This window comes from Paeniglutamicibacter sp. ZC-3 (assembly GCF_025847175.2).
Lineage (GTDB): Bacteria > Actinomycetota > Actinomycetes > Actinomycetales > Micrococcaceae > Paeniglutamicibacter > Paeniglutamicibacter sulfureus.
Genome location: NZ_JAOYTG010000015.1, coordinates 12,784 through 32,908, shown reverse-complemented (window position 1 = coordinate 32,908; position 20,125 = coordinate 12,784). Strand labels below are relative to the sequence as shown.

21 protein-coding genes and 1 tRNA gene are annotated in these 20,125 nt (G+C 65.7%); 9 read left to right on the top strand and 13 right to left on the bottom strand.

Annotation, left to right across the window (positions count from 1 at the left end; genetic code table 11):
* Window positions 1-222: 222 nt before the first annotated feature.
* Together OIU93_RS14710 and OIU93_RS14705 are read left to right on the top strand one after the other, a co-directional pair.
* Complete coding sequence (locus tag OIU93_RS14710; RefSeq protein ID WP_264270825.1) at window positions 223-1,416, top strand: acetyl-CoA C-acetyltransferase; 1,194 nt, start codon at window positions 223-225, stop codon at window positions 1,414-1,416.
* A gap of 37 nt (window positions 1,417-1,453) precedes the next feature.
* Complete coding sequence (locus tag OIU93_RS14705; RefSeq protein ID WP_264270878.1) at window positions 1,454-1,924, top strand: aminoacyl-tRNA deacylase; 471 nt, start codon at window positions 1,454-1,456, stop codon at window positions 1,922-1,924.
* Here the strand turns inward: OIU93_RS14705 and OIU93_RS14700 are convergent.
* The 8 genes from OIU93_RS14700 to OIU93_RS14665 form a co-directional block, all read right to left on the bottom strand.
* Window positions 1,887-3,080, bottom strand: coding sequence for an acyltransferase (locus OIU93_RS14700; protein ID WP_264270824.1), 1,194 nt, complete (start codon window positions 3,078-3,080; stop codon window positions 1,887-1,889). The two genes, OIU93_RS14705 and OIU93_RS14700, sit on opposite strands and share 38 nt — an antisense overlap.
* A gap of 206 nt (window positions 3,081-3,286) precedes the next feature.
* Window positions 3,287-3,661, bottom strand: a complete 375-nt coding sequence (gene rplL / locus OIU93_RS14695) for a 50S ribosomal protein L7/L12 (protein WP_264270823.1) — start codon at window positions 3,659-3,661, stop codon at window positions 3,287-3,289.
* Between the two features lie 68 nt (window positions 3,662-3,729).
* Window positions 3,730-4,284, bottom strand: coding sequence for a 50S ribosomal protein L10 (gene rplJ / locus OIU93_RS14690; RefSeq protein WP_264270822.1), 555 nt, complete (start codon window positions 4,282-4,284; stop codon window positions 3,730-3,732).
* A gap of 1,007 nt (window positions 4,285-5,291) precedes the next feature.
* Window positions 5,292-5,999 (bottom strand): 50S ribosomal protein L1, encoded by a 708-nt coding sequence (gene rplA / locus OIU93_RS14685; protein ID WP_217389409.1) that lies wholly within the window; start codon window positions 5,997-5,999, stop codon window positions 5,292-5,294.
* 160 nt (window positions 6,000-6,159) lie between these two features.
* Window positions 6,160-6,591, bottom strand: a complete 432-nt coding sequence (gene rplK / locus OIU93_RS14680) for a 50S ribosomal protein L11 (protein WP_217389408.1) — start codon at window positions 6,589-6,591, stop codon at window positions 6,160-6,162.
* A 131-nt stretch (window positions 6,592-6,722) separates the two neighbouring features.
* Window positions 6,723-7,520 carry a transcription termination/antitermination protein NusG gene (nusG, locus tag OIU93_RS14675; RefSeq protein WP_264270821.1) on the bottom strand — a complete coding sequence of 266 codons (798 nt, stop codon included), beginning with the start codon at window positions 7,518-7,520 and terminating at the stop codon, window positions 6,723-6,725.
* A 57-nt stretch (window positions 7,521-7,577) separates the two neighbouring features.
* Window positions 7,578-7,844, bottom strand: coding sequence for a preprotein translocase subunit SecE (gene secE, locus OIU93_RS14670; protein ID WP_264270820.1), 267 nt, complete (start codon window positions 7,842-7,844; stop codon window positions 7,578-7,580).
* A gap of 117 nt (window positions 7,845-7,961) precedes the next feature.
* Window positions 7,962-8,034 (bottom strand) — tRNA-Trp (locus OIU93_RS14665).
* Between the two features lie 172 nt (window positions 8,035-8,206).
* On the opposite strand from OIU93_RS14665, the gene OIU93_RS14660 reads away from it, so the two are divergent.
* Both OIU93_RS14660 and OIU93_RS14655 read left to right on the top strand, forming a co-directional pair.
* Window positions 8,207-8,788, top strand: coding sequence for a hypothetical protein (locus tag OIU93_RS14660; RefSeq protein ID WP_264270819.1), 582 nt, complete (start codon window positions 8,207-8,209; stop codon window positions 8,786-8,788).
* A 149-nt stretch (window positions 8,789-8,937) separates the two neighbouring features.
* Window positions 8,938-10,137, top strand: a complete 1,200-nt coding sequence (locus OIU93_RS14655) for a pyridoxal phosphate-dependent aminotransferase (protein WP_264270818.1) — start codon at window positions 8,938-8,940, stop codon at window positions 10,135-10,137.
* A 126-nt stretch (window positions 10,138-10,263) separates the two neighbouring features.
* Here OIU93_RS14655 and OIU93_RS14650 read toward each other — a convergent pair whose 3' ends face one another.
* Together OIU93_RS14650 and OIU93_RS14645 are read right to left on the bottom strand one after the other, a co-directional pair.
* Entirely contained in the window at window positions 10,264-10,938 is a 675-nt protein-coding gene (locus tag OIU93_RS14650; protein ID WP_264270817.1) for a response regulator transcription factor, read from the bottom strand.
* The gene (locus OIU93_RS14645) at window positions 10,931-12,205 is read right to left on the bottom strand and encodes an ATP-binding protein (protein ID WP_264270816.1); all 1,275 of its coding nucleotides are present in this window, start codon (window positions 12,203-12,205) and stop codon (window positions 10,931-10,933) included. The genes OIU93_RS14650 and OIU93_RS14645 overlap by 8 nt, the downstream gene beginning before the upstream one ends.
* A gap of 126 nt (window positions 12,206-12,331) precedes the next feature.
* Here OIU93_RS14645 and OIU93_RS14640 point away from each other — a divergent pair, with 126 nt between their 5' ends.
* The 5 genes from OIU93_RS14640 to OIU93_RS14620 all read left to right on the top strand — a co-directional run bounded on the left by OIU93_RS14640 (window position 12,332) and on the right by OIU93_RS14620 (window position 16,349).
* On the top strand, window positions 12,332-13,717 hold the full coding sequence (locus tag OIU93_RS14640; protein WP_264270815.1) for a PspC domain-containing protein: 1,386 nt from the start codon (window positions 12,332-12,334) through the stop codon (window positions 13,715-13,717).
* Window positions 13,714-13,941 carry a hypothetical protein gene (locus OIU93_RS14635; protein WP_264270814.1) on the top strand — a complete coding sequence of 76 codons (228 nt, stop codon included), beginning with the start codon at window positions 13,714-13,716 and terminating at the stop codon, window positions 13,939-13,941. The genes OIU93_RS14640 and OIU93_RS14635 overlap by 4 nt, the downstream gene beginning before the upstream one ends.
* Window positions 13,942-14,010: 69 nt before the next feature.
* Window positions 14,011-14,256 carry a PspC domain-containing protein gene (locus OIU93_RS14630; RefSeq protein WP_264270813.1) on the top strand — a complete coding sequence of 82 codons (246 nt, stop codon included), beginning with the start codon at window positions 14,011-14,013 and terminating at the stop codon, window positions 14,254-14,256.
* A 241-nt stretch (window positions 14,257-14,497) separates the two neighbouring features.
* The gene (locus OIU93_RS14625) at window positions 14,498-15,526 is read left to right on the top strand and encodes a 6-phosphofructokinase (RefSeq protein WP_264270877.1); all 1,029 of its coding nucleotides are present in this window, start codon (window positions 14,498-14,500) and stop codon (window positions 15,524-15,526) included.
* 94 nt (window positions 15,527-15,620) lie between these two features.
* Window positions 15,621-16,349: a GNAT family N-acetyltransferase gene (locus OIU93_RS14620; RefSeq protein ID WP_264270812.1), complete on the top strand. Its 729-nt coding sequence runs from the start codon at window positions 15,621-15,623 to the stop codon at window positions 16,347-16,349.
* 103 nt (window positions 16,350-16,452) lie between these two features.
* Here the strand turns inward: OIU93_RS14620 and OIU93_RS14615 are convergent, their stop codons facing one another.
* From OIU93_RS14615 to OIU93_RS14605, 3 genes are all read right to left on the bottom strand, one after another.
* Window positions 16,453-18,060 (bottom strand): bifunctional UDP-sugar hydrolase/5'-nucleotidase, encoded by a 1,608-nt coding sequence (locus OIU93_RS14615; protein ID WP_264270811.1) that lies wholly within the window; start codon window positions 18,058-18,060, stop codon window positions 16,453-16,455.
* Between the two features lie 180 nt (window positions 18,061-18,240).
* Entirely contained in the window at window positions 18,241-19,320 is a 1,080-nt protein-coding gene (locus tag OIU93_RS14610; RefSeq protein WP_264270810.1) for a folate-binding protein YgfZ, read from the bottom strand.
* Window positions 19,317-19,916 (bottom strand): FABP family protein, encoded by a 600-nt coding sequence (locus tag OIU93_RS14605; protein ID WP_264270809.1) that lies wholly within the window; start codon window positions 19,914-19,916, stop codon window positions 19,317-19,319. The genes OIU93_RS14610 and OIU93_RS14605 overlap by 4 nt, the downstream gene beginning before the upstream one ends.
* Window positions 19,917-20,125 lie beyond the last annotated feature (209 nt).

The window sequence follows — 20,125 nt, the reverse complement described above, 5'->3', positions numbered from 1 at the left end:
CCGCTATATGAAGGCCGGAGATGAAAAGAGAAGACGCAAAGTTCCACGTTACACCATGGGACTTACCATGTCCAGCGGCCCGCGTGCAACCCGGCACCCCAGGCCGGGAACGGGATGAGAGTTCCGTCACCATTGGATGGAAGTTCTGTGGCGCAAACCACATCGCGCTAGCCTAGAGGTAAGTACTTATTCCCGGTACTACCCGAAAGCGAGATTCCGATCATGTCCTCACCACGAGACGCCGTGCTGGTCGCCGGTGCCCGCACGCCCTTTGGCCGGCTCAACGGCCAACTTTCCAGCCTCAGTGCCGTCGAACTGGGGGCGGCCGCCATCCGTGGTGCACTGGAGCGCTCCGGAATCCCCGCAGCCGAGGTGCAGGCGGTGATCATGGGCCACGTGGTCCAGGCCGGCTGCGGGCAGAACCCTGCGCGCCAAAGCGCCATTGCCGCCGGGATCGGCTGGGACGTCAATGCGACGACTTTGAACAAGGTCTGCCTCTCCGGGCTTGCCGCCATCACCGACGCCGCCCGGTTGATCCGCGTGGGCGACGCCGACGTGGTGGTTGCCGGAGGCCAGGAATCCATGTCGCAGACGCCGCACCTGCTGCCGGGTTCGCGCCAGGGCTGGACCTACGGAAACATCTCGGCCATCGACTCCGTCGCCCACGACGGGCTGACCGACGCCTTTGACGGCAACTCGATGGGCATGAGCACCGAAGCCAAGAACTCCGTCCTGGGCCTGACCCGCACCCAGCAGGACGAGGTGGCTGCGGCCTCGCACCAGCGGGCCGCTGCTGCCATCGACTCAGGTGTCTTTGCGGAAGAAATCGTGACGGTCAGCATCCCGCAACGCAAGGGAGGCACCTTGGTGGTCGACACCGACGAGGGCGTCCGCCCGAATACGACGATCGAGACGCTGGCCGGGTTGCGCCCGGCCTTCGCCAAGGACGGCACGATCACCGCCGGAAACTCCTCTCCCCTGTCCGACGGAGCCGCTGCCGTCATCGTCACCTCGCGGGAGTACGCCCGGTCCCGCAACCTGGAGATCCTGGCTACCATCGGCGCCGCTGGCCAGGTCGCCGGTCCCGACAACTCGTTGCATTCCCAGCCATCGAATTCGATCACCGCGGCCTTGGAGAAGCAGGGATGGGCGACCTCAGACCTCGACTTCATCGAGATCAACGAGGCGTTCGGTGCCGTGGCATGCCAGTCGCTGAAGGACCTTGGATACCCCCTGGACAAGACCAACATCCACGGCGGCGCGATTGCCCTGGGGCACCCCATCGGCGCCTCCGGTGCGCGCCTGGCCCTGACCGCGGCCATGGAATTGAAGCGCCGCGGTTCGGGCAAGACCGCCGTCAGCCTCTGCGGCGGCGGAGGCCAAGGCGATGCCCTGCTGTTGAGCAGGGAGGCCTAGGACCGTGGCAGAGCATGTTCCGGCGGGAGTGGCGCGCATGCAACAGGACGCCGCCAAACGCGGCCTGGATGTCCACGTCGTTTCCCGTCCGCCGGCCCGGAGCCTGGCCGAGGCGGCTGGCCTGTTGGGCGTCGAACCGCGCGAAATCATCAAGTCCCTGGTGGTGAAGCACAAGGACGGATCTTTCTTCTTCGCCCTGATCCCCGGCGACAGGGTCATTTCCTGGCCCAAGCTGCGTTCCCTGCTGGGCGTGAACAAGTTGTCCATGCCGCACTCCGACGTTGCCTTCGCGGCAACGGGCTACGAGCGGGGCACCATCACCCCGCTCGGGTCAAGCACGCCGTGGCCGGTTTGCGCCGACTTGGGCATGGAACCGGGGAGGATCTGCATTGGTGCCGGCGCACACGGGCATTCGGCCTTTGTGGATTCGACGGCCTTGATTGCCGCGCTGGATGCCACAGTGGCGGACATCAGCGACCCGGAGCCGGAGTCGCGACCTTCTTCCTAGGAGCGAGACGTCCGCCGAGGTAGCCAAGTCCCCGGGTGGTGGCCGCCGCCAACGGCTTGGCAGAAGGCCGCTCGATGAAACGGTGGACCAGGAAGGCGACAGTGAAGACGATGCCCATGACCAGCGGCAGCGTTACGTCTTGGCCCAGCACGGGGGCGAAGTGGTCAATCATCCACCAGCCCCATACCTGATGCAGCAGATAGACCGGGTAGGTCAGCGCGCCCAGGATTCCCAGGAACTTCCACTGCACATTGCCCAGGCGTGTGAGCGAAAGCAGCGCCACGGCGGCAAATAGTCCCACAATGATGAGCCAGTAGTGCCAGGCCGGGACCACATAGCCAACCAGTTCCAGCGCTTCGGCAGGGCCCTTGATACCGGTGAAGTAGGCGGCGATTCCCACGTTCAACGCCAGCACCGACCAGCGCAGGATGCTGTGCCCGAAGCGATAGATCAAGAACAAGACGATCCCGCCGGAAAAGAGGGCCGCATAATCGCTCATGAGGTTCTCGGCGGCGGCCTCTCGGTTCATGAGCTGCGCCGCGAGGCCGAGCACGGGCCAGACCACCGCAAGGATGGTCATGCTGCGGATGGTCAGCAGGCGCAGGATTATCAGCGCGAGGATGAGCAGGTAGAAGCGCATCTCGACCCACAACGTCCAGTAGACGCCGTCGATGTGCCGCAATCCCATGAGCGGATGGAACATCGTGAGGTTCGCCGTCAGCTCCTTGCCGCCAAGGCCCGACCCCACCTGGGGCCACATGACGATCACCAGGAATCCGGTGGCCAACACCGCAAACCAATAGGCCGGGTACAACCGGCCCACGCGCGATCCGATAAACCGTCCGGCACCCTTGCCGTAGGCGGAAAGCAGGATGACAAATCCGCTGATGATGAAGAACAATTGCACGCCCATGTTGCCATAGACGGTGACCTTCGACAGGACAGGCCAGGCGTCCTTGGCTTCGGCGGTGCCCCAAAAACCGTGGTGCCAAGCGGTGTAGTGAAACAGGACCACCAGGACGGCGGCCGCGAAACGCAGGCCGTCCAGCAGCGCCAGCCGGGGTGGTTTCTGCGCGCTTTTCGGTGTGGCCTCGGCGGTTTGACTGAGGGGTGATGCCGCCGGGGCACTGAGGAGCGCCGTTGTGTTCCCCGCCATCGATGCTCTCCCTAATCCTTGGCCCTGTTCGTTACCTATCTGTTATCTACGATAGCAAAAAACAAAAGCAAAGCGGCCCCAAGTGGTAAGGGTCACTCACAGCCGGGGCAAACCATAAGCTTTTTTCCAGGAGCATTCGGTGGGTTAAAGACCTCTGGCCCGCAAGACCAAAAAGGTCTGCGGGCCAGAGGCAATGAAGCGAAGAGTTACTTGACAGTAACGCGAGCGCCGGCGGCCTCCAGGGCCTCCTTTGCCTTCTCTGCAGCTTCCTTGGTTGCGCCCTCGAGGACGGCCTTCGGAGCCGAGTCAACGACCTCCTTGGCTTCCTTCAGACCCAGCGAAGTCAAGGCACGAACTTCCTTGATAACTGCGATCTTCTTGTCGCCAGCAGCTTCGAGGATAACGTCGAATTCGGTCTGCTCTTCGGCCTCAGCGGCGCCACCGGCGGCCGGGCCAGCAACTGCAACAGCTGCTGCGGAGACCTCGAAGGTCTCCTCGAAGGTCTTGACGAACTCGGAGAGCTCGATGATGGTCATTTCCTTGAAGGCTTCCAAGAGCTCTTCGGTGGACAGCTTAGCCATGGTGGGCAGCCTTTCCGTCGGCGGCACATTCGTGCCGCAAGTTACTTGAGTGAGGGGTTGAAGAAAGCTTAGGCTTCTTCGGTGGCGGCTTCGGCAGCGGGTGCCTCGGCCTCGGCAGGTGCTTCAGCAGCGCCACCGTTTGCTTCTTCGAGCTTTGCGCGCAGTGCTTCGATGGTGCGGACAGCGGCGGAAGCCGGAGCCAGCAGCACACCGGCAACACGTGCCAGCTGGAACTCACGCGATTCAAGTGCTGCCAGAGCGGCAACCTCGGTTGCGTCAAGGGCCTTGCCCTCGAAGTAACCGGTCTTGATGATGAGCTGCTTGTTGTCCTTAGCAAAATCCGTGAGGCTCTTAGCGGCAGCGATTGCATCACCCTTGATAAAGGCGATTGCAGTCGGGCCAGCAAGCTGGCCTTCGAATGCTTCGATGCCGGCTTCCTTTGCTGCGATACCAGTCAAGGTGTTCTTCACTACCGCGTACTTGGTATCTGCACCAAGTGAACGGCGAAGCTGCTTGAGCTGCGCAACAGTAAGCCCACGGTATTCGGTCAGGACAGCGGCGGTCGACTCCTTGAAGTCGGCGGTGATTTCCTCAACTGCGGAAACCTTAGTCGGCGTTGCCATAACACTCCTTCCGGGGTATAGATCTGATAACCAGTCGATCCAGCCCGGTCAGGAGTACTGACATAAAAAACGCCCCATGCAGATGCACGGGGCGGAAAGGACGCAAAATTGCGGCAAATTCACTTCGTTCACCTGCGCAGGTCGTCCTTGTGGGACTTTCGGAGTCTTACCGCATAAACAGCAATCCTCGACCGACGGTCTTCGGTATTCCAAGCCTAACAGCGTGGTGCCACGGTCTCCAAATCGAGGTGGCGTGTTCTCCGCAACTCCCCCGGGAACCGAGGTGGGGACTCGCTGCAGATAGACGACAGGCCCCTCGGGTTCCGCAACTTGGGGGATAGCGGAAGGGAGGGGCCCGTCTACGCAGCAATGCAACTTGGGGGAACGCATTGCTGCAGTTACACGCTCGGGCGGGGCTTGGGGTCTCCGCCATAAAGCGTGTGGTGACAGAGTCACCTGGTCACGATCAAATCGCGACGAGTTAACCATAGCAGGAATGTGGCGACCCACAACTCCTATTTTTGGATATTTTCGTGACTTCGGTCAAACCGCCGATAGTTCCCGACGTGCCTGTCGTGTTGCCCCGGAACCGCATCCGCAATCCTGGCGCCGCGCCGGCGGCCATGTGGCAGGACATCGACGCCGCGTGCCGGGATCCCCTCTTTGATTCTGGGCCTGCCAGGCGACAACGCGTAAAGACGCTCGATCGCCGAGCGGCATGCCGGCAGCCGCTTGCTGTCGCTGGCGCATGAATCGAAACTTGGGGGGGTGCCTTGGCCCTGCACTCGCCGCCTGTCCCGCCGAGCCCCAGGCCCGGTCGCGCGTGCCCGGTTTGTTCGATGCGGGACCTTGATCCGTTCCGGAGCCGCCGCATCGGCGCCGGCGTGAATGGGGTCACCGGGAATGCGTCGCTCCATCCGTATACAGCCGCCCCGCCGGTTAAACGACCGGACCCGGCACCAGTCCCCCGTTGGGGGCGGTACCGGGTCCGGAACGCAGAGGCGCTATTAGGCCTCGGAAAGCACGCGGGTCACGTTCGCATCGACCGGGACGCCCGGGCCGAAGGAGGTGGCCACGGTGGCCTTGGTGATGTAGCGGCCCTTGGAGGAGGAAGGCTTCAAACGAAGAACCTCGTCCAGTGCTGCTGCGTAGTTCTCCGCAAGCTTCTGCGCATCGAAGGAAACCTTGCCGATGATGAAGTGCAGGTTCGAGTGCTTGTCGACGCGGAAGTCGATCTTGCCACCCTTGATCTCGTTTACGGCCTTGGCGACATCCATGGTCACGGTACCGGTCTTCGGGTTCGGCATCAGGTTACGGGGACCCAGAACCTTACCCAAACGGCCAACCTTGCCCATGAGGTCAGGGGTTGCAACCGCTGCGTCGAAGTCGGTCCAGCCGCCGGCGATCTTGGCGATCAGGTCGTCCGAGCCAACGAAGTCGGCGCCGGCTGCGATTGCAGCTTCTGCCTTGTCGCCATTGGCGAACACGAGGACGCGGGCGGTCTTGCCGGTGCCGTGGGGAAGGATCACGGTGCCGCGAACCATCTGGTCTGCCTTGCGAGGGTCAACGCCCAAGCGGAAGGCAACCTCAACGGTCTCGTCGGCCTTCGAGAAGGCGATCTCCTTGGCGAGGGCAACTGCCTCGGCCGGAGCGTAGAACTTGTCTTCTTCGATCTTCGCCGCGGCGGCTACGAATGCTTTACTGCGCTTTGCCATCTGCTTTTTCTCCTTATGCAGTCGTGGTCATGTATGGGTCGCGCGCGACCCTGCCACTTGCAATGCGGTGCACCGGGTTCATCCGGCTGGTTCCGCATCGACTTGGTTGTTTTGGGGGTGCGTTCCTGGGTTTCCAGGTCCGCGGGTGTGGAAGGCGGAATTAGCCTTCTACTGTGATGCCCATGGAGCGGGCGGTGCCGGCGATGATCAAGGCAGCAGCCTTGATGTCGTTGGCGTTGAGGTCTTCCATCTTCACGGTGGCGATCTCTTCAACCTGTGCCTGGGTCAGCTTGGCAACCTTGACGGTGTGCGGGGTAGCGGAACCCTTGGGCACGCCTGCAGCCTTCTTGATGAGCTCTGCTGCCGGCGGGGTCTTGGTGATGAAGGTGAAGGAACGGTCTTCGTAGACAGTAATTTCAACCGGAACCACGTTGCCGCGCTGCGACTCGGTGGCGGCGTTGTACGCCTTGCAGAATTCCATGATGTTGACGCCGTGCTGACCAAGCGCCGGGCCGATCGGAGGTGCCGGGTTGGCGGCGCCTGCCTGGATCTGCAGCTTGATGAGTCCGGTGACCTTTTTCTTGGGGGCCATGTCGGGTCCTTCTTCTTTTGCGTTGCCCCGCTGCACAGGAGCGTGCCTCGGGGGGTTGACCGCCGTGGCGCGGCGGCCGAGTCATGCCGTTTCCCGGTAAAGCAAACCGGGAAGGCACGAAGTCTTTAATGTTACTGGATCTTGGTGACCTGGCTGAACGACAGGGTCACCGGGGTCTCGCGCTCGAAGATCGAAACCAGGACGACCAAGGTGGAGGAATCCAGCTTGATCTCGCTGATCGTTGCCGGCAACGTCTCGAACGGGCCGTCGTTGACGATGACCGATTCGCCGACCTCGAAGTCAACGTGGACCTCGGTGATCGGGGCGCGGCCGGGCTTGCTGTGCTCGCCCTCTTCTTCGGTGACGATCGTGTGCTCGAGCATCGAGAAGACTTCCTCGAGACGCAGCGGCACTGGATCGTGGGCGTTGCCGACGAAGCCGGTGACGCCGGGAGTGTGGCGAACCGCACCCCAGGAAGCGTCAGTCAGTTCCATGCGGACCAAGACGTAGCCGGGAATCCGAACGCGACGCACAATTTTGCGCGTGGTGTTCTTGATCTCCACGACCTCTTCCATCGGGACCTGGATTTCATAAATGAATTCCTCCATGCCCAGGGTCTGGATACGGGTCTCGAGGTTCACCTTGACGCGGTTTTCGTAACCGGCGTACGAGTGGATGACGTACCAGTCGCCGGGCTGGCGGCGAAGCTTGGTGCGGAATTCTTCAATGGGATCCACGGCCGGGGTTTCCTCGGCTGCGGAATCCTGCTCGGCATCCTCGGTTGCCTCGACGGCGTCCTCGGAAACCTCGGGAGCCTGCTCGGCGTCCTCGGAAACGACGGAATCGGCCGACACCTGATCGGTATCAGCCTCTACTGCCTGACCTTCGATGACTTCGGTGGCCTGCGGTTCGAGTTCCTGCTCGGACACTGCGGTTCCTGCTTTCTGTTACTGGTTCACCAGAAATGTGGGGCGAATGGTCCCGTGTTACTGTTCGGGCGAATTGGTGAAGATAAGAATTGATCCATTGCCGAAGACGAAGTCCAGAGCGGAAATGATCAGCATCATGAACACCACAAAGCCGATGACTACCAAGGTGTAGTTGACCAGCTCGCTGCGGGTCGGGGTGACGACCTTCTTCAGTTCGGAAATCATCTGACGGAAGAAGAGGGCCAATCCCGCGAAGAAACCGGCCTTCGACGGCTTCTTATTGTGCCCAGCGCCGTGCGAATCGTTTGCAGTCGTTTCGGTCACCGATTCCTCGTTTCAGATTATCCCACATGAAACAATCACGGTGTGCCGCAGCCATATCGACCACAACACACCGTGACGTGAATATTCGCCGAGCAACCGAAGATGATTGCCACTGCGCAGGGCAGACAGGACTCGAACCTGCAACCTGCGGTTTTGGAGACCGCTGCGCTACCAATTGCGCCACTACCCTTCGAGCATGATGCTCGCGGACCAACAAATCCTTTGCGGACTTGGTGATCCAGATGTTTTCCAACACCGAGGAACAAGTCTACGCAAAGAATGTGCCGATTGTCGAACCGGGAGTTCCGGGTGCCGTTTCGGCCGTCATTTGGCCACCGAATGCGACTGCTAGGTTGGGATTCATGTTCCCCCTGACACCCCGACGCACCGGCCCCGGCCATGCAAGCGCCCTGGTCCTGCTGGTCTTTGCCGGAGGCTCGGTGCTCGATGCCATCCTGCGCGCCATCTCACGCTATACACCTGCCGCCGGGATTTTGCCGCAGGTCCTGTTGGCTGGCGTCCCGGTGTTGATCGTCATCGGCACCTGGCTGTGCCTGCGCGGACGGAGGGACCTTTCCGCCCACCTGTTGCTGCAATTGCTCTTGGGGATTCTGGTGGGCATCCTCACCATGTGGTCTGCCCTGCCCCTGTCCTGGTACCTCGGCATCGGGCTGGTCTTCTGGTCGATGCGCCTGGGCACGAACCTGCTGATGTGGGTGGGCACCAGCCTGTTGGTCCTGGCCGGCTGGGCGAAGTTCGGGCTGATCGACTTCACAGGGGTCCTTTTCCTGCCCTTCGCCGCCACTCCTGTGCTCTTCCTGGGGGCGGCTGCCTACTTCCAACTGCACCAGGTACGCCACCAGCAGCAGGAGGAAGAGGACCCCGAGGCTGAACAGGCCAGGGAACTGCTCCTGAACCGCTACGGCCGCGAGCCCGGGCAGTAGCACGCCACCGGCCGGTTGCGGCGGCCGCGAAGCGATGGGGGAACTTCACACTACGGCGGCGTGTCAACAAATAATCGTTCTCCCACTCCCGCGCCGACTAGGCTTGGATCATACGTTCACCCACACCTCCCTTTCCAGGAAGCGACGACATGGCACGCATTTCCCGACGTATCGGGTCCATCGCAGAATCCGCCACTCTGGCCGTAGACGGCAAGGCCAAGGCCCTGAAGGCGGCGGGGCGTCCCGTCATCGGCTTTGGCGCCGGCGAGCCGGACTTCCCCACCCCCGACTACATCGTTGAGGCTGCGGTTGCCGCTGCCCGCAACCCCAAGTACCACCGCTACTCCCCCGCGGCCGGCTTGCCGGAGCTGCGCACGGCCATCGCCGAGAAGACCATGCGCGATTCGGGCTACAGCCTGGACGCCGCCCAGGTCATGGTCACCAACGGCGGCAAGCAGGCCGTGTACAACGCGTTTGCCACCCTGCTGGATCCGGGAGACGAAGTCATCGTCCCGGCCCCGTACTGGACCACCTACCCGGAGGCCATCCGGCTGGCCGGCGGCGTGCCGGTGGAGGTCTTTGCCGGCCCCGAGCAGGGCTACAAGGTCACCGTCGACCAGCTTGAGGCAGCGCTCACCGAAAAGACCAAGGTGCTGCTCTTCGTCTCCCCGTCGAACCCGACCGGTGCCGTGTACTCCCCCGAACAGGTTGCCGAGATCGGTCGCTGGGCCGCGTCGAAGGACCTCTGGGTCATCACCGACGAGATCTACGAACACCTCACCTACGATGACGCGGTCTTCACCTCGATCGCCACCGCCGCCCCGGAACTCGGTGACAAGGTCATCATCCTCAACGGCGTCGCCAAGACCTACGCCATGACCGGCTGGCGCGTGGGATGGATGGCCGGCCCGCTGGACGTCATCAAGGCAGCCACCAACCTTCAGTCGCACGCGACCTCCAACGTCTCGAACGTCTCGCAGATCGCCGCCCTGGCAGCGGTCTCCGGCCCGCTGGACGCGGTGGCCGAAATGCGCACCGCCTTCGACCGCCGGCGCAAGGCCATGGTCTCGGCCCTCAACGCCATCGACGGCGTGAACTGCCCCGTCCCCGAGGGCGCGTTCTACGCGTACTCGGATGTGCGCGGGCTGCTGGGCCGCGAAATCCGCGGTGTCGTGCCCAACACCAGTGCCGAGCTTGCCGCGCTGATCCTGGAACAGGTGGAAGTGGCGGTGGTTCCGGGCGAGGCGTTCGGCCCCTCGGGCTACATCCGCATGTCCTACGCGCTGGGCGATGAAGACCTGGCCGAGGGCGTGGGCCGCCTGGCCACCCTGCTCGGCGAGGCCAAGTAGCCAAGCCACGTCGCCACGCCGGGGGTTTCCGGCAGGAAATTCCAAGGCCGTCGGCCGGATCCGCAGTGCGGGCCCGGTCGACGGCCTTTTGACTGCCCGCTCGAGGCGCCCTGCAGATGCGCGGCCCTAGAGGATCCGGCGATCCACGGCCCAGCGGGTGAGTTCGTGCCGGTTGGAGAGCTGGAGCTTGCGCAGCACCGAGGAGACGTGGGTTTCCACGGTCTTGACCGAGATGAACAGGTCCTTGGCGACCTCCTTGTAGCTGTAGCCGCGCGCGATCAGGCGCATGACCTCCAGTTCGCGGGCGCTGAGCAGGTCCAGCTCCTCGTCGGCGCTGATCGCGGCCTGGGTGCCGAAGGCATCGAGCACGAACCCTGCAAGCCGCGGGGAAAAGACGGCGTCCCCGCCGGCAACGCGCAGCACGGCATCGGAGATCTCGGCCCCGGAGATCGACTTGGTGACGTAGCCGCGTGCCCCGGCACGGATCACCGTGACCACGTCCTCCGCGGAGTCCGAGACGCTCAGGGCCAGGAACTTCACGTGCGGGAAGACGTCCACGCAGCCGGCCAGGACCTCCGCGCCGCCGCCCCCGCGCCCGCCGGGCAGGTGCACGTCGAGCAGCACGACGGCCGGCATTTCCCGATGCACCACGGCGATGGCGTCCTCCACCGTGGCTGCCTCCCCGACCACCCTCAGGCGGGCGTCCAGGTCCGCCTTGAGCCCGGAGCGGAAGATCCCGTGGTCATCGACCACCACCACGCTCACCGGCGTGCGGGCGGTCTGGGTGGTCGGTTCAGTCATTGTCTTCTCCGTCTTCTGCGTCCATGGTCAGGTGCACCTCGGTGCCCCCTGCATTGCTCTTGATGTCTGCGTGCCCGCCGTTGCGTTCCATGCGCCCGATGATCGATTCGCGCACCCCGTGCCTGTCCGCCGAGACCGTGGCGGGGTCGAAGCCCGGGCCGCGGTCGCGCACGAACACCTCGATGCGCTTCGGCCCCGCCTCCACGTACACGGAGATGGTGCCCCCTGCATGCTTGGCTGCGTTGGCCATGGCCTCCCGGGTGGCCTGGAGCAGCGCATCGTGCCCCGGTGCCCCGGTGTGCTCCCCGACGTCGACCATGTTGATGGACACCAGGTAGAGTTCCTCGATTTCCCCGGCGGCGGCCCGGATCGCGGCGGCGATGCCGTCCTCGCTGCGTTCGTGCTCGTCGTAGAGCCAGGAGCGCAGTTCGCGTTCCTGCGCGCGGGCCAGGGTCAGCACCTTCGCGGGGTCCTCGGCGCGCTTCTGGATCAGGGCGAGGGTCTGGAGCACCGAGTCGTGCAGGTGCGCGGCGATGTCGGCGCGTTCGGCCGCCCGCACCCGGTTGGCGCGCTCGGAGACGAAGTCGCGCCAGAAGCGCAGCCCCCAGGGCAGCAACACCAGCAACAGGCCGGCGATGACGGCAACCGCCACCGCGAGCCCGGAGAGCAGGGAACCGATGCCGACGGCCCCGCTGAAGAGCAACAGCACCCCGGCGACCACCAACCCGACGCCCACCAGCAGCCGGGTGAGCCCCGCCGCGCCCAGGGCCCCGGTGCTCTTGCGCAACCCGGCACGCCCGCCCTCGTCCAGCTGCATCCAGGCCAGCACGGCGCCGGCGATGACCACCAGCACCGGCCAGAGCAGGTCCCAGCGGATCGAGACACCGAGGAACTGGGCCACTCCGAGCGCCGCCACCACCAGCAGCGCGATCCCGATGAGGACCTGGCGCAGGGAGGCCTGGCGCGCGGCCCCCAGCGGGTCCGCTGTCTCCGCCGCGCCGGTGTCGGTGAGCACCTCGGCCAGGGAAAAGCGCCGGGTTCCGGTGCCGCGGGCGGCATCGCGCTGCGCATCCCGTGCGCTCGGCACGAAGATCCACAGCCAGGCGTAGAGCACGATTCCCGCGCCCGCGAGCATGGCTGCCAGCACGAAGCCGATGCGCACCCAGGAGGCCTTCAGACCCAGGTGGGCGGCAACCCCGGAACACACCCCTGCGATGATGCGGGTCTCCCCGCGCAGCAGCGCGGGACGGAGAGGTGTTTGGCTCATATGTCCATCCAAGCACGCCCGCGGGCCGGTTGGGGCCCGCAGGCGCCTTTCCCGGGGTTGGCCTCAGGGTTCAATCAGGGGCGACCCCCATAGCGACGGCACCCCGGCAGGCACGAGGATTGAAGCATGAGAGAAGCATCAATGGAACACGGGTTTTTCCGCTGGGTAAGGGAACTGGGACTGCAACGCGGCGAGGACCACTGGGTCGGCGGCGTCTGCGCCGGGGTCGCCCAGCGCTTTGGCATCTCCCCCATCCTGGTACGCGGCATCATGGTGGCGCTGTGCTTCGTCGCAGGCCTGGGGCTGCTGGTCTACGGAGTCGGCTGGGCGCTGATGCCCGGAACCGACGGCAGGATCCACGTGCAGGAGGCCATCGCGGGACGCTGGAGCAGCGGGATGAGCGGGGCGCTGCTCTTCTTCATCGCCGGCGCCGTGAGCTCCCCGGCACTCTTCGGCTGGTGGGACGGCGGCTTCTGGACGCTGCTGGTGATCGTGGGCATCGGCTTCCTGGTCTTTTCCCGACGAGAAAGCTTCGCCGGGGGCACGCCACAGCCCGGGACCCCTGCATCATCCGGGACCCCCGACGGCCGATCCGCCGCGGGCCCGGGCACCGAGCCCGGGAATTCCGCCCAGCCCGGGGATTCCGCCGAGCCCGGCGGCTCCGACGCATCCGGCGCATCCGCCAAGCACCCCGCGGATCCCGCCGGGAGCGCAGGCGGGGCACCGACCACGCCGCTGCCCGGCACCATGCGGGAATACGGACCATTCACCCAGGAGCACACCATGAAAATGCCATCACCCCAGGCTGCCTCCCCGGGGCCAGCCGGATTCGGGCCCCCGCCTCCGGCCCCGCTGCCACCCCACGTGCCCAAGGTCCCCAAGCCGCCACGCCACAAGGCGCTGCCCGGCTATGCGGCAACCATCGTACTGGGACTCGCGGTGTTGCTCTTCGCGCTGGTCACCGGCTTGTCCCACCTGGGCATGCTCGAGTTGCCGGCCGACGCCGTCGCGGTGGGCTTCGCCGTCGCGCTGATCGTCATCGCCCTGGGCTTGATCGGGGCGGCGCTGAACCAGCGCACCGGCGGGGCACTGGTGGGCTTCGGCATCGTCGCACTGGTCTTGTCCCTGTTCTGGGGCGGCGGATCGCTGCGCGATTCGGGGCCGATGAACGGCTTCATGGGCATCACCACCACCGAGGGCAACGGCACCACCAACGTGTTCCATTCCGGGGAGCTGGACCTGCGCTCCTACTCGACCATCACCTCCGACACCACCGTGAAACTGGACAACGTCTTCTCCTCAATGGAGCTGACGGTCCCGGACAACATCCCGGTGGTCATCGATTCCCAGGGGGCCTTCGGCTCGCTGAGCATCAACGGCAGCACCGCCGAAATCCGCGACGGCTCCACCGTGCTCAACGCGGGCCTTGGCGGCCCCGAGCTTCGCCTGGACATCGACGGGGCATTCAGCAGCATCGAAATCAACGTAGCGAAAGCGGAGGTGGCACCATGAGCCAGCACACGGAACAACAGCACGGCAGCGGCGAACCCGCCGCGCAATTCCCCACCGGGACCCTGGTCTTCGGCCTGATCCTGCTGGCCATCGGCATTGCCTTGCTGGCCGGCCTGCTGTTGAACTTCCAGATCAGCGCGCCGTTGCTCTTCATTTCCCTGGTGGGAGGCGCCGGTCTGATCCTGATCGTCGCCGGGATCCTGGCCGCTCGCCGCACCAGGTGATCCACCCCGTTTCACCGCACCCACGTTTCACAGCCAATTTCCGGCTCCGGCATGAAAGACTTTGACACCATGGACACCTTTTTCAATTCCCTTCGCTCGATCCCCTTCCGCCGCGGCCCCAAGCGCCTGGTCGCAGGCGTCGCCGGCGGCATTTCCGAGAAGTTCGGCTGGGATGTCACCCTGGTGCGCATCGGGTTGCTGCTCAGCTTCCTGCTGCCGGTCCTGGGCATCGGCGCCTACCTCGTGGCCTGGCTGCTGCTTCCGGCGCAGGACGATTCGATCGTGCTGCAGAAGCTGATCCGCCAGGTCCGCTAGCGGGGATCGCTTCCCGCCGACGCCGCCGACGCCCGCCGCCCCCGTTTCGTGGGCCGGCGGGCGTCGGCGCGTGCGCAGGTATGGGCGCGCGCAGCACTTTGCCCACCGTGTTGGCGATCACAAGTGTCCCGTGGCTAGACTGGTTGTTGGCGAGCTCAACGTCGCGCTCCGGAAGCCAGGAAACACCCCCGTCCCGCACTGCGCGGCCGCGGTGGTAGAGCAGCGAAGGAATTGAGTGAGCATGCGCATCGGGATCATGACCAGCGGCGGGGACTGCCCCGGATTGAACGCCGTCATCCGAGGAGCCGTCCTGAACGGCATCAAGAGCTACGACCACGAGTTCGTGGGCTTCCGCGACGGCTGGAGCGGGGTCAAGGACGGCGATGTCGTCGAACTCCCCCGCACCGCGGTCCGCGGCATCTCCAAGCAGGGCGGCACCATCCTGGGCACCTCGCGCACCAATGCCTTCGAGGGCGAAAACGGCGGGGCGGCGAACATCAAGGCCACCCTCGAACGCCTCGGCGTGGACGCGCTGATCGCCATCGGCGGCGAGGGCACCCTGGCCGGGGCCAAGCGGCTCACCGACGCCGGGCTGAAGATCGTGGGGGTGCCCAAGACCATCGACAACGACCTGGACGCCACCGACTATACCTTCGGCTTCGACACCGCCAACCAGATCGCCGTGGAGGCCATCGACAGGCTGCGCACCACCGGCGAGTCCCACCACCGCTGCATGATCGCCGAGGTCATGGGCCGGCACGTGGGCTGGCTGGCGATGCATGCGGGCATGGCCACCGGCGCACACGCCATCCTGATCCCCGAGCAGTCAACCACCATGGAACAGATCTACGCCTGGGTGCGGGAGGCGCACGAACGCGGGCGCGCCCCGCTGGTGGTCGTGGCCGAGGGCTTTGTGCCCGAGGGCGCCGACGGGGCGTTCTCCGAGCGCGGGCTGGACGCCTTCGGCCGCCCGCGGCTGGGCGGCATCGGCGAACAGCTGGCCCCCTTCATCGAGGACGCCACCGGCATCGAGACCCGCGCCACGGTGCTCGGGCACATCCAGCGCGGCGGGGTGCCCAGCGCCTTTGACCGGGTGCTGGCCACGCGGCTGGGCATGGCGGCGGTGGATTCGGTGGCCGACGAGGCCTGGGGGTCGATGGTTGCCCTGCGCGGCACCAAGATCAACCGGGTGCCGTTCCAGGCAGCGCTGAACAACCTCAAGCGGGTCCCGCAGGACCGCTACGACGAGGCGCGGATCCTCTTCGGCTGATCCGCTGCGCCACGCCTGGGCCTGCCCGCCTCACACCGGTGGCTTGTGCCGCCGAACGCCATCGGCTGCCCGCTCCTGCATTAGGCTCGAACACGTGAATCTTGAATTTGGCACCCGTGCCATCATCGCGCTGTCCTGGGCCCGCGAGTTTTCCGTGCCCGACTCCGCCCTGCAACCCGACCGCGCACCGGTGTCCCTGTTCGTCCCCTCCATCGGCACCGACCGCGTCGAGGTGCTGCACCTGGGCGACCACCAGGTGGTGCGCGCCCCGGAGCAATTCCTGCCGCTGCTGCGCGGGGCCGCCGACCAGCACTTCGTCGATGACCGGGGGCTGCTGGGGCTGCTGCATGCCTCGGGCCTGGCCCCGTCGATCCGCTCGCTGGGCGTCGATGCGCTGACGTACCTCGATTCGCCCTTCGACATCGTGGATTCGGAGAACATCACCGTTTCCACCGACGTGGAGGACCTGGCGGAGCTGCGCGAAGGCACCCCGCGCGACGACGCCGCGAGCACCGAGCTCGGCGGCTGGGACCAGTGCTTCGTGCTGTTCTCCGACACGCGCTCCGAGCCCGTTGCCGGTGCCGGCTATTGGGCGCCGGGCGGGCTGCTGGCCGACACCACGGTGCTCACGCACCCGCACTTGCGCGGCCACGGGCTGGGCCGCTACGCCGCGGCGCTGGCTGTGGACGACGCCTTGAGCGAGGGATTGATTCCGCAGGCGCGCATCAAGGAGGGCCAGGACGCCGCCAACGCCCTGGCCACCTCGCTGGGATTCGAACTGGTCGGTTCCCTGATGTCCCTGAAACTGCACGACGGGGCCTGAGGCCATATCCGCCGGCTCAGGCACGAATGAGGTGGCCGGCGAATGAGGTGGCCGCGGTTTCACCCACGCGCACCTTGGCCCCGGCGGACCTTCCGGCGTTGGGCTACGGGAGAACGGTTGCCCTCGGGATGTCGTTCGGCGTCACGGTGCCAAGCTTCTGAACATACGCCCTCAGCGCGCTCACGTCCGCGGTGCCCTCGTCCGCCGACACCGCGATCGGGGCGTTCAGGAAGGCCGTCACTCCGTCACCGCCGTTCGTTGCCACGTAGTTGGTGATGGCCAAGGAGTAGGTGGCGCCCGGATCCAGAGGTGTCCCGTCCTGAAGGAGAACCTCACCAATGCGCTGGCCGGCCGGGTCCGATTCGGAGTAGGTGTAGGTGAAGCCCGATACCCGTGGGAAGCCCCCGTAGCCGCCGGGACTGGAGTCGGCGCCCTGGTTCAGGCCCTCGATCAGCTGTTGACCGGTGACCTCGATGAGCATCGCCCGGTTGCCGAAGGGGAAAACGGTGTGCAGGTCGCGCAGCGAGAGATCGCCGCCGTCGATCTCGGCGCGGATGCCGCCGCCGTTCGCCCAGCCGAGGTCGGCCTGGTAGTAGTCGCGGAAGGCATCGGCGGCCAGCTCGCCGGCGGCACGGCGGCCAAAGTCGCCTCTCGCCGTCCCGATCCTTGCGTCGAGACGCTTTTCCATGTCCTGCTCGTAGAAGGCGGCCTTGGCCGCCCACGACGGCTCCTCGGCCACCGATTCGTCGACGTCGTGCAGGACGGCGCCCGTGCTGATGTTGCCGCAGAGGTCCTTGGCGATGTCGATCTCGGCGACCACGCCGTAGTCGCCCATGCCGGTGACCATCAGGCGCTCCTTGCCCAGCTCGAGCGCCTCGGCCGGGGACGAGCCGCTGTTCTCCTCACGCATGAGAACCTGGATTTCGGGGACCTGGGCCATGAGCTCGAGCCCTTCGGCCCGGTCGATCTGGCCCGAGACGACGATGACGTCGACGTCCTGCTCCTGCAGCAGTTTCACTCCGGCCCGGGTGGACTCGAGGTAGGGACGCTGGTTGAGCTCGGCATTGGCGGAGCTGTTCTGCAGCGATCCGGTGAGGCCGATGACCCCGACGCTCAGCTCACCGGCTTCCACGCTTCCGGCCACGGCGCCGGGCAGGAACACGCTGCCGTCCTTGTAGGCGAGATTGGAGGCAATCCACGGGAATTCCGAGGCATTCACCAGGTCAAGCGCGGCCTGGAGCCCGAAGTCGAAGTCATGCTGGCCGAAGGTTGCAGCGTCCACGCCAAGGTCGTTGAACGCCTCCACGAACGGGAACCCCTTGTAGACGCCGCCGAACAGGCTGCCGCCGGCCATGTCGCCGCCGAAGATCGTCGCCGGGTTCTCGTTGGCGGCCTCGATGCGGTCCAGAACCGTGGCAAGGCGGGCAATGCCGCCACGGTGGCCGTCGGCGTGCTCGCGCGGGCTGTACTCATGGGCGTCCTGGAAGTAGGCCAGGGTGCCTTCCTCCGACGGGACAGGCGGTTGGCCCGGTGCGTGGCACCGCCCGGCGCCCGTGCCCTGCCCCTTTCCGGGGGACGCGGTTTTTGCGCCGTCCTGCGCGCCGGCGTGTGTTTCCGTAGGGGCAGCAAGGGCAGCGGGAGTGAAGGAAAGGGACAGCGCGCCGGCCGCGGCGGCGAGGGCGAGAACGCGCCCGAATGTGAAAGAAGGCATGCGGGCGACGGTACGAGGTCCACGTGAACGGTTGGAAAGCGCAGCCTGAACGCCCGAGGACTGCCCCGCAGGCTTCCTGCCCCACGAATATAAGGACCGCACCGGGCTTTGGTGCATGCTCGTCCATGCAAAACGCCCGGCCGATTCCCCGGCCGGGCGTCCTGCATCACGGAGTGTTTTCTAGCGCGGCGGGCGGATGAACCCGGTGAAGCGGCCGGCGATCTGCCCGGCCTCGGGGGTCACGATGACTTCCTGCTTGGCCGCATAGCGCTCCTCGCCGTCAACGACCTCCAGCTCAAGTTCGGTGTCGATGTTGCGCTTGATCAGCGCCAACCCGACGGGCCCTGCCTCGAAGTGCGTGGCCACCGAGGTCAGTGAGCCGACGACCTTCTCCCCCACCATCACCGGGGAACCCACGGCCGGCAGCGTGTGCATCGAGCCGTCCAGCTGCAGGAACACCAGGCGGCGCGGCGGGCGCCCGACGTTGTGCACGCGGGCCACGGTTTCCTGGCCCTTGTAACAGCCCTTGTCCAAGTGCACGGCGGTGCGGATCAGGTCCAGCTCGTGCGGGATGGCCTTCTCATCGGTCTCAAAGCCGAAGCGCGGGCGCCAGGCGGCGATGCGCAGCGCCTCCACCGCGAGCATCCCTGCCAGCGGGAGACCGGCCACGGCCGTCTCGAGTTCGCCGGCGGGAACCAGGTAGAGGTACCAGGGGCGCTCGTTCCCCGGGTGTTCGGGCTCCGAATAGGCGTAGCCTCCGGTGGTGACGCCGGGCCACGGGTCGACCCAGACCGGGTACTTCGCCAAGGCCGGCTGCGCTGCGCAGGCACCCACGACGGCATATTCCGCAGAGACGTCGGTGATTTCCACGCGCAGCATGAAGCGCATGCGCGTCAGGAACGCGGCCAGCGGCTCGGCCTGGCCGGGCTCGACGACCAGCCAGAGCTTGTCGGCGTGGGCGAGCACGCGGATGTCGAACTCGATCCGGCCCTGCACCGTGAGCAGCAGCGTCTGGGTGCTTTGGCCCTCGCGAAGCCCGGTCAGGGACTGGCTGGAGAGGGTGTTGAGCCAGGAGAAGCGGTCCTCGCCGGACAGCGTCACCACCCCGAAGTGGGACAGGTCGGCCACCGCGGTGCCGGCGAGCAGCTTCTGCTGCTCCTTGTTCAGCTCCCCGTAGTGGGCGGCGACGCCCTCATCGATCCCGGACGCGGCGACGGCGCCGGGTCGTGTCAACAACGGCGAAAGCGCCATGGTGGTCATCCCTGTTTCTTGAGGGCGGCCGAGGCGTGTGCCTTGAGGTCGTTGCCGCCGGTGGATACATCCCAGCGCCAGAACAGGTCCCCGTTGACCAGCCCGTAGATCCGGGTGGCCGAGGCGTAGTCCTTGGCGTTGGTTCCGCGCATCACCAGGTCGGTGGCCAGCTGGATTTGCGGGCCCTTGATGACGCCGTAATACAGTTCACAGATCGCCCCGGGGTGCGCGATGTCGACCTGGATCTTGAACCCGCCCTCGTCGGTGCGCAAGTCTTCAACGTCTTGGGCCGAACGCAGGGCGGGAACAACATCGCCGGGGGTCATTCCGGGTCCGAGGTCGGCGTCCACCATGGGACGCTCCAGGGACCAGAATCCCGATTCAACGGTGAGCGGACGCAACGTGTTGCCCTGCTCGTCGGTGATCCAGGATTCCGACCTGTATTCCAGGAACGGCAGGCCGTTCTGGTTGAAGCTCACGCGCTGGAAGAAGAATTCGTCGTCCGCCTCGCCGGCGCCCAGGCGGCCGGTGCCTTCCCAGGTCCCGATCAGCCACGACAGCGGCACCAGTTCGGGGGTCAGGTCGGTGGGAATCTCGATTGCCATGCGCGCGCTTCCTAGTGCTGTTTGTTCTTTACTTCTGGCCCTTGAAGAGGCGCGCCACGACGAGTCCGGCGAAGCCGGCCATGCCCAGGCCCGCCAGGGTCAGTAGCGAGAGGAAGAAGATTTCGAGTCCAAGGTATTCGTTCATGCCACCATCCTAACCGGTTCGGCGGGCACCCCGGGCCTTTCATGACATCGGCCGTGGCGGTGGC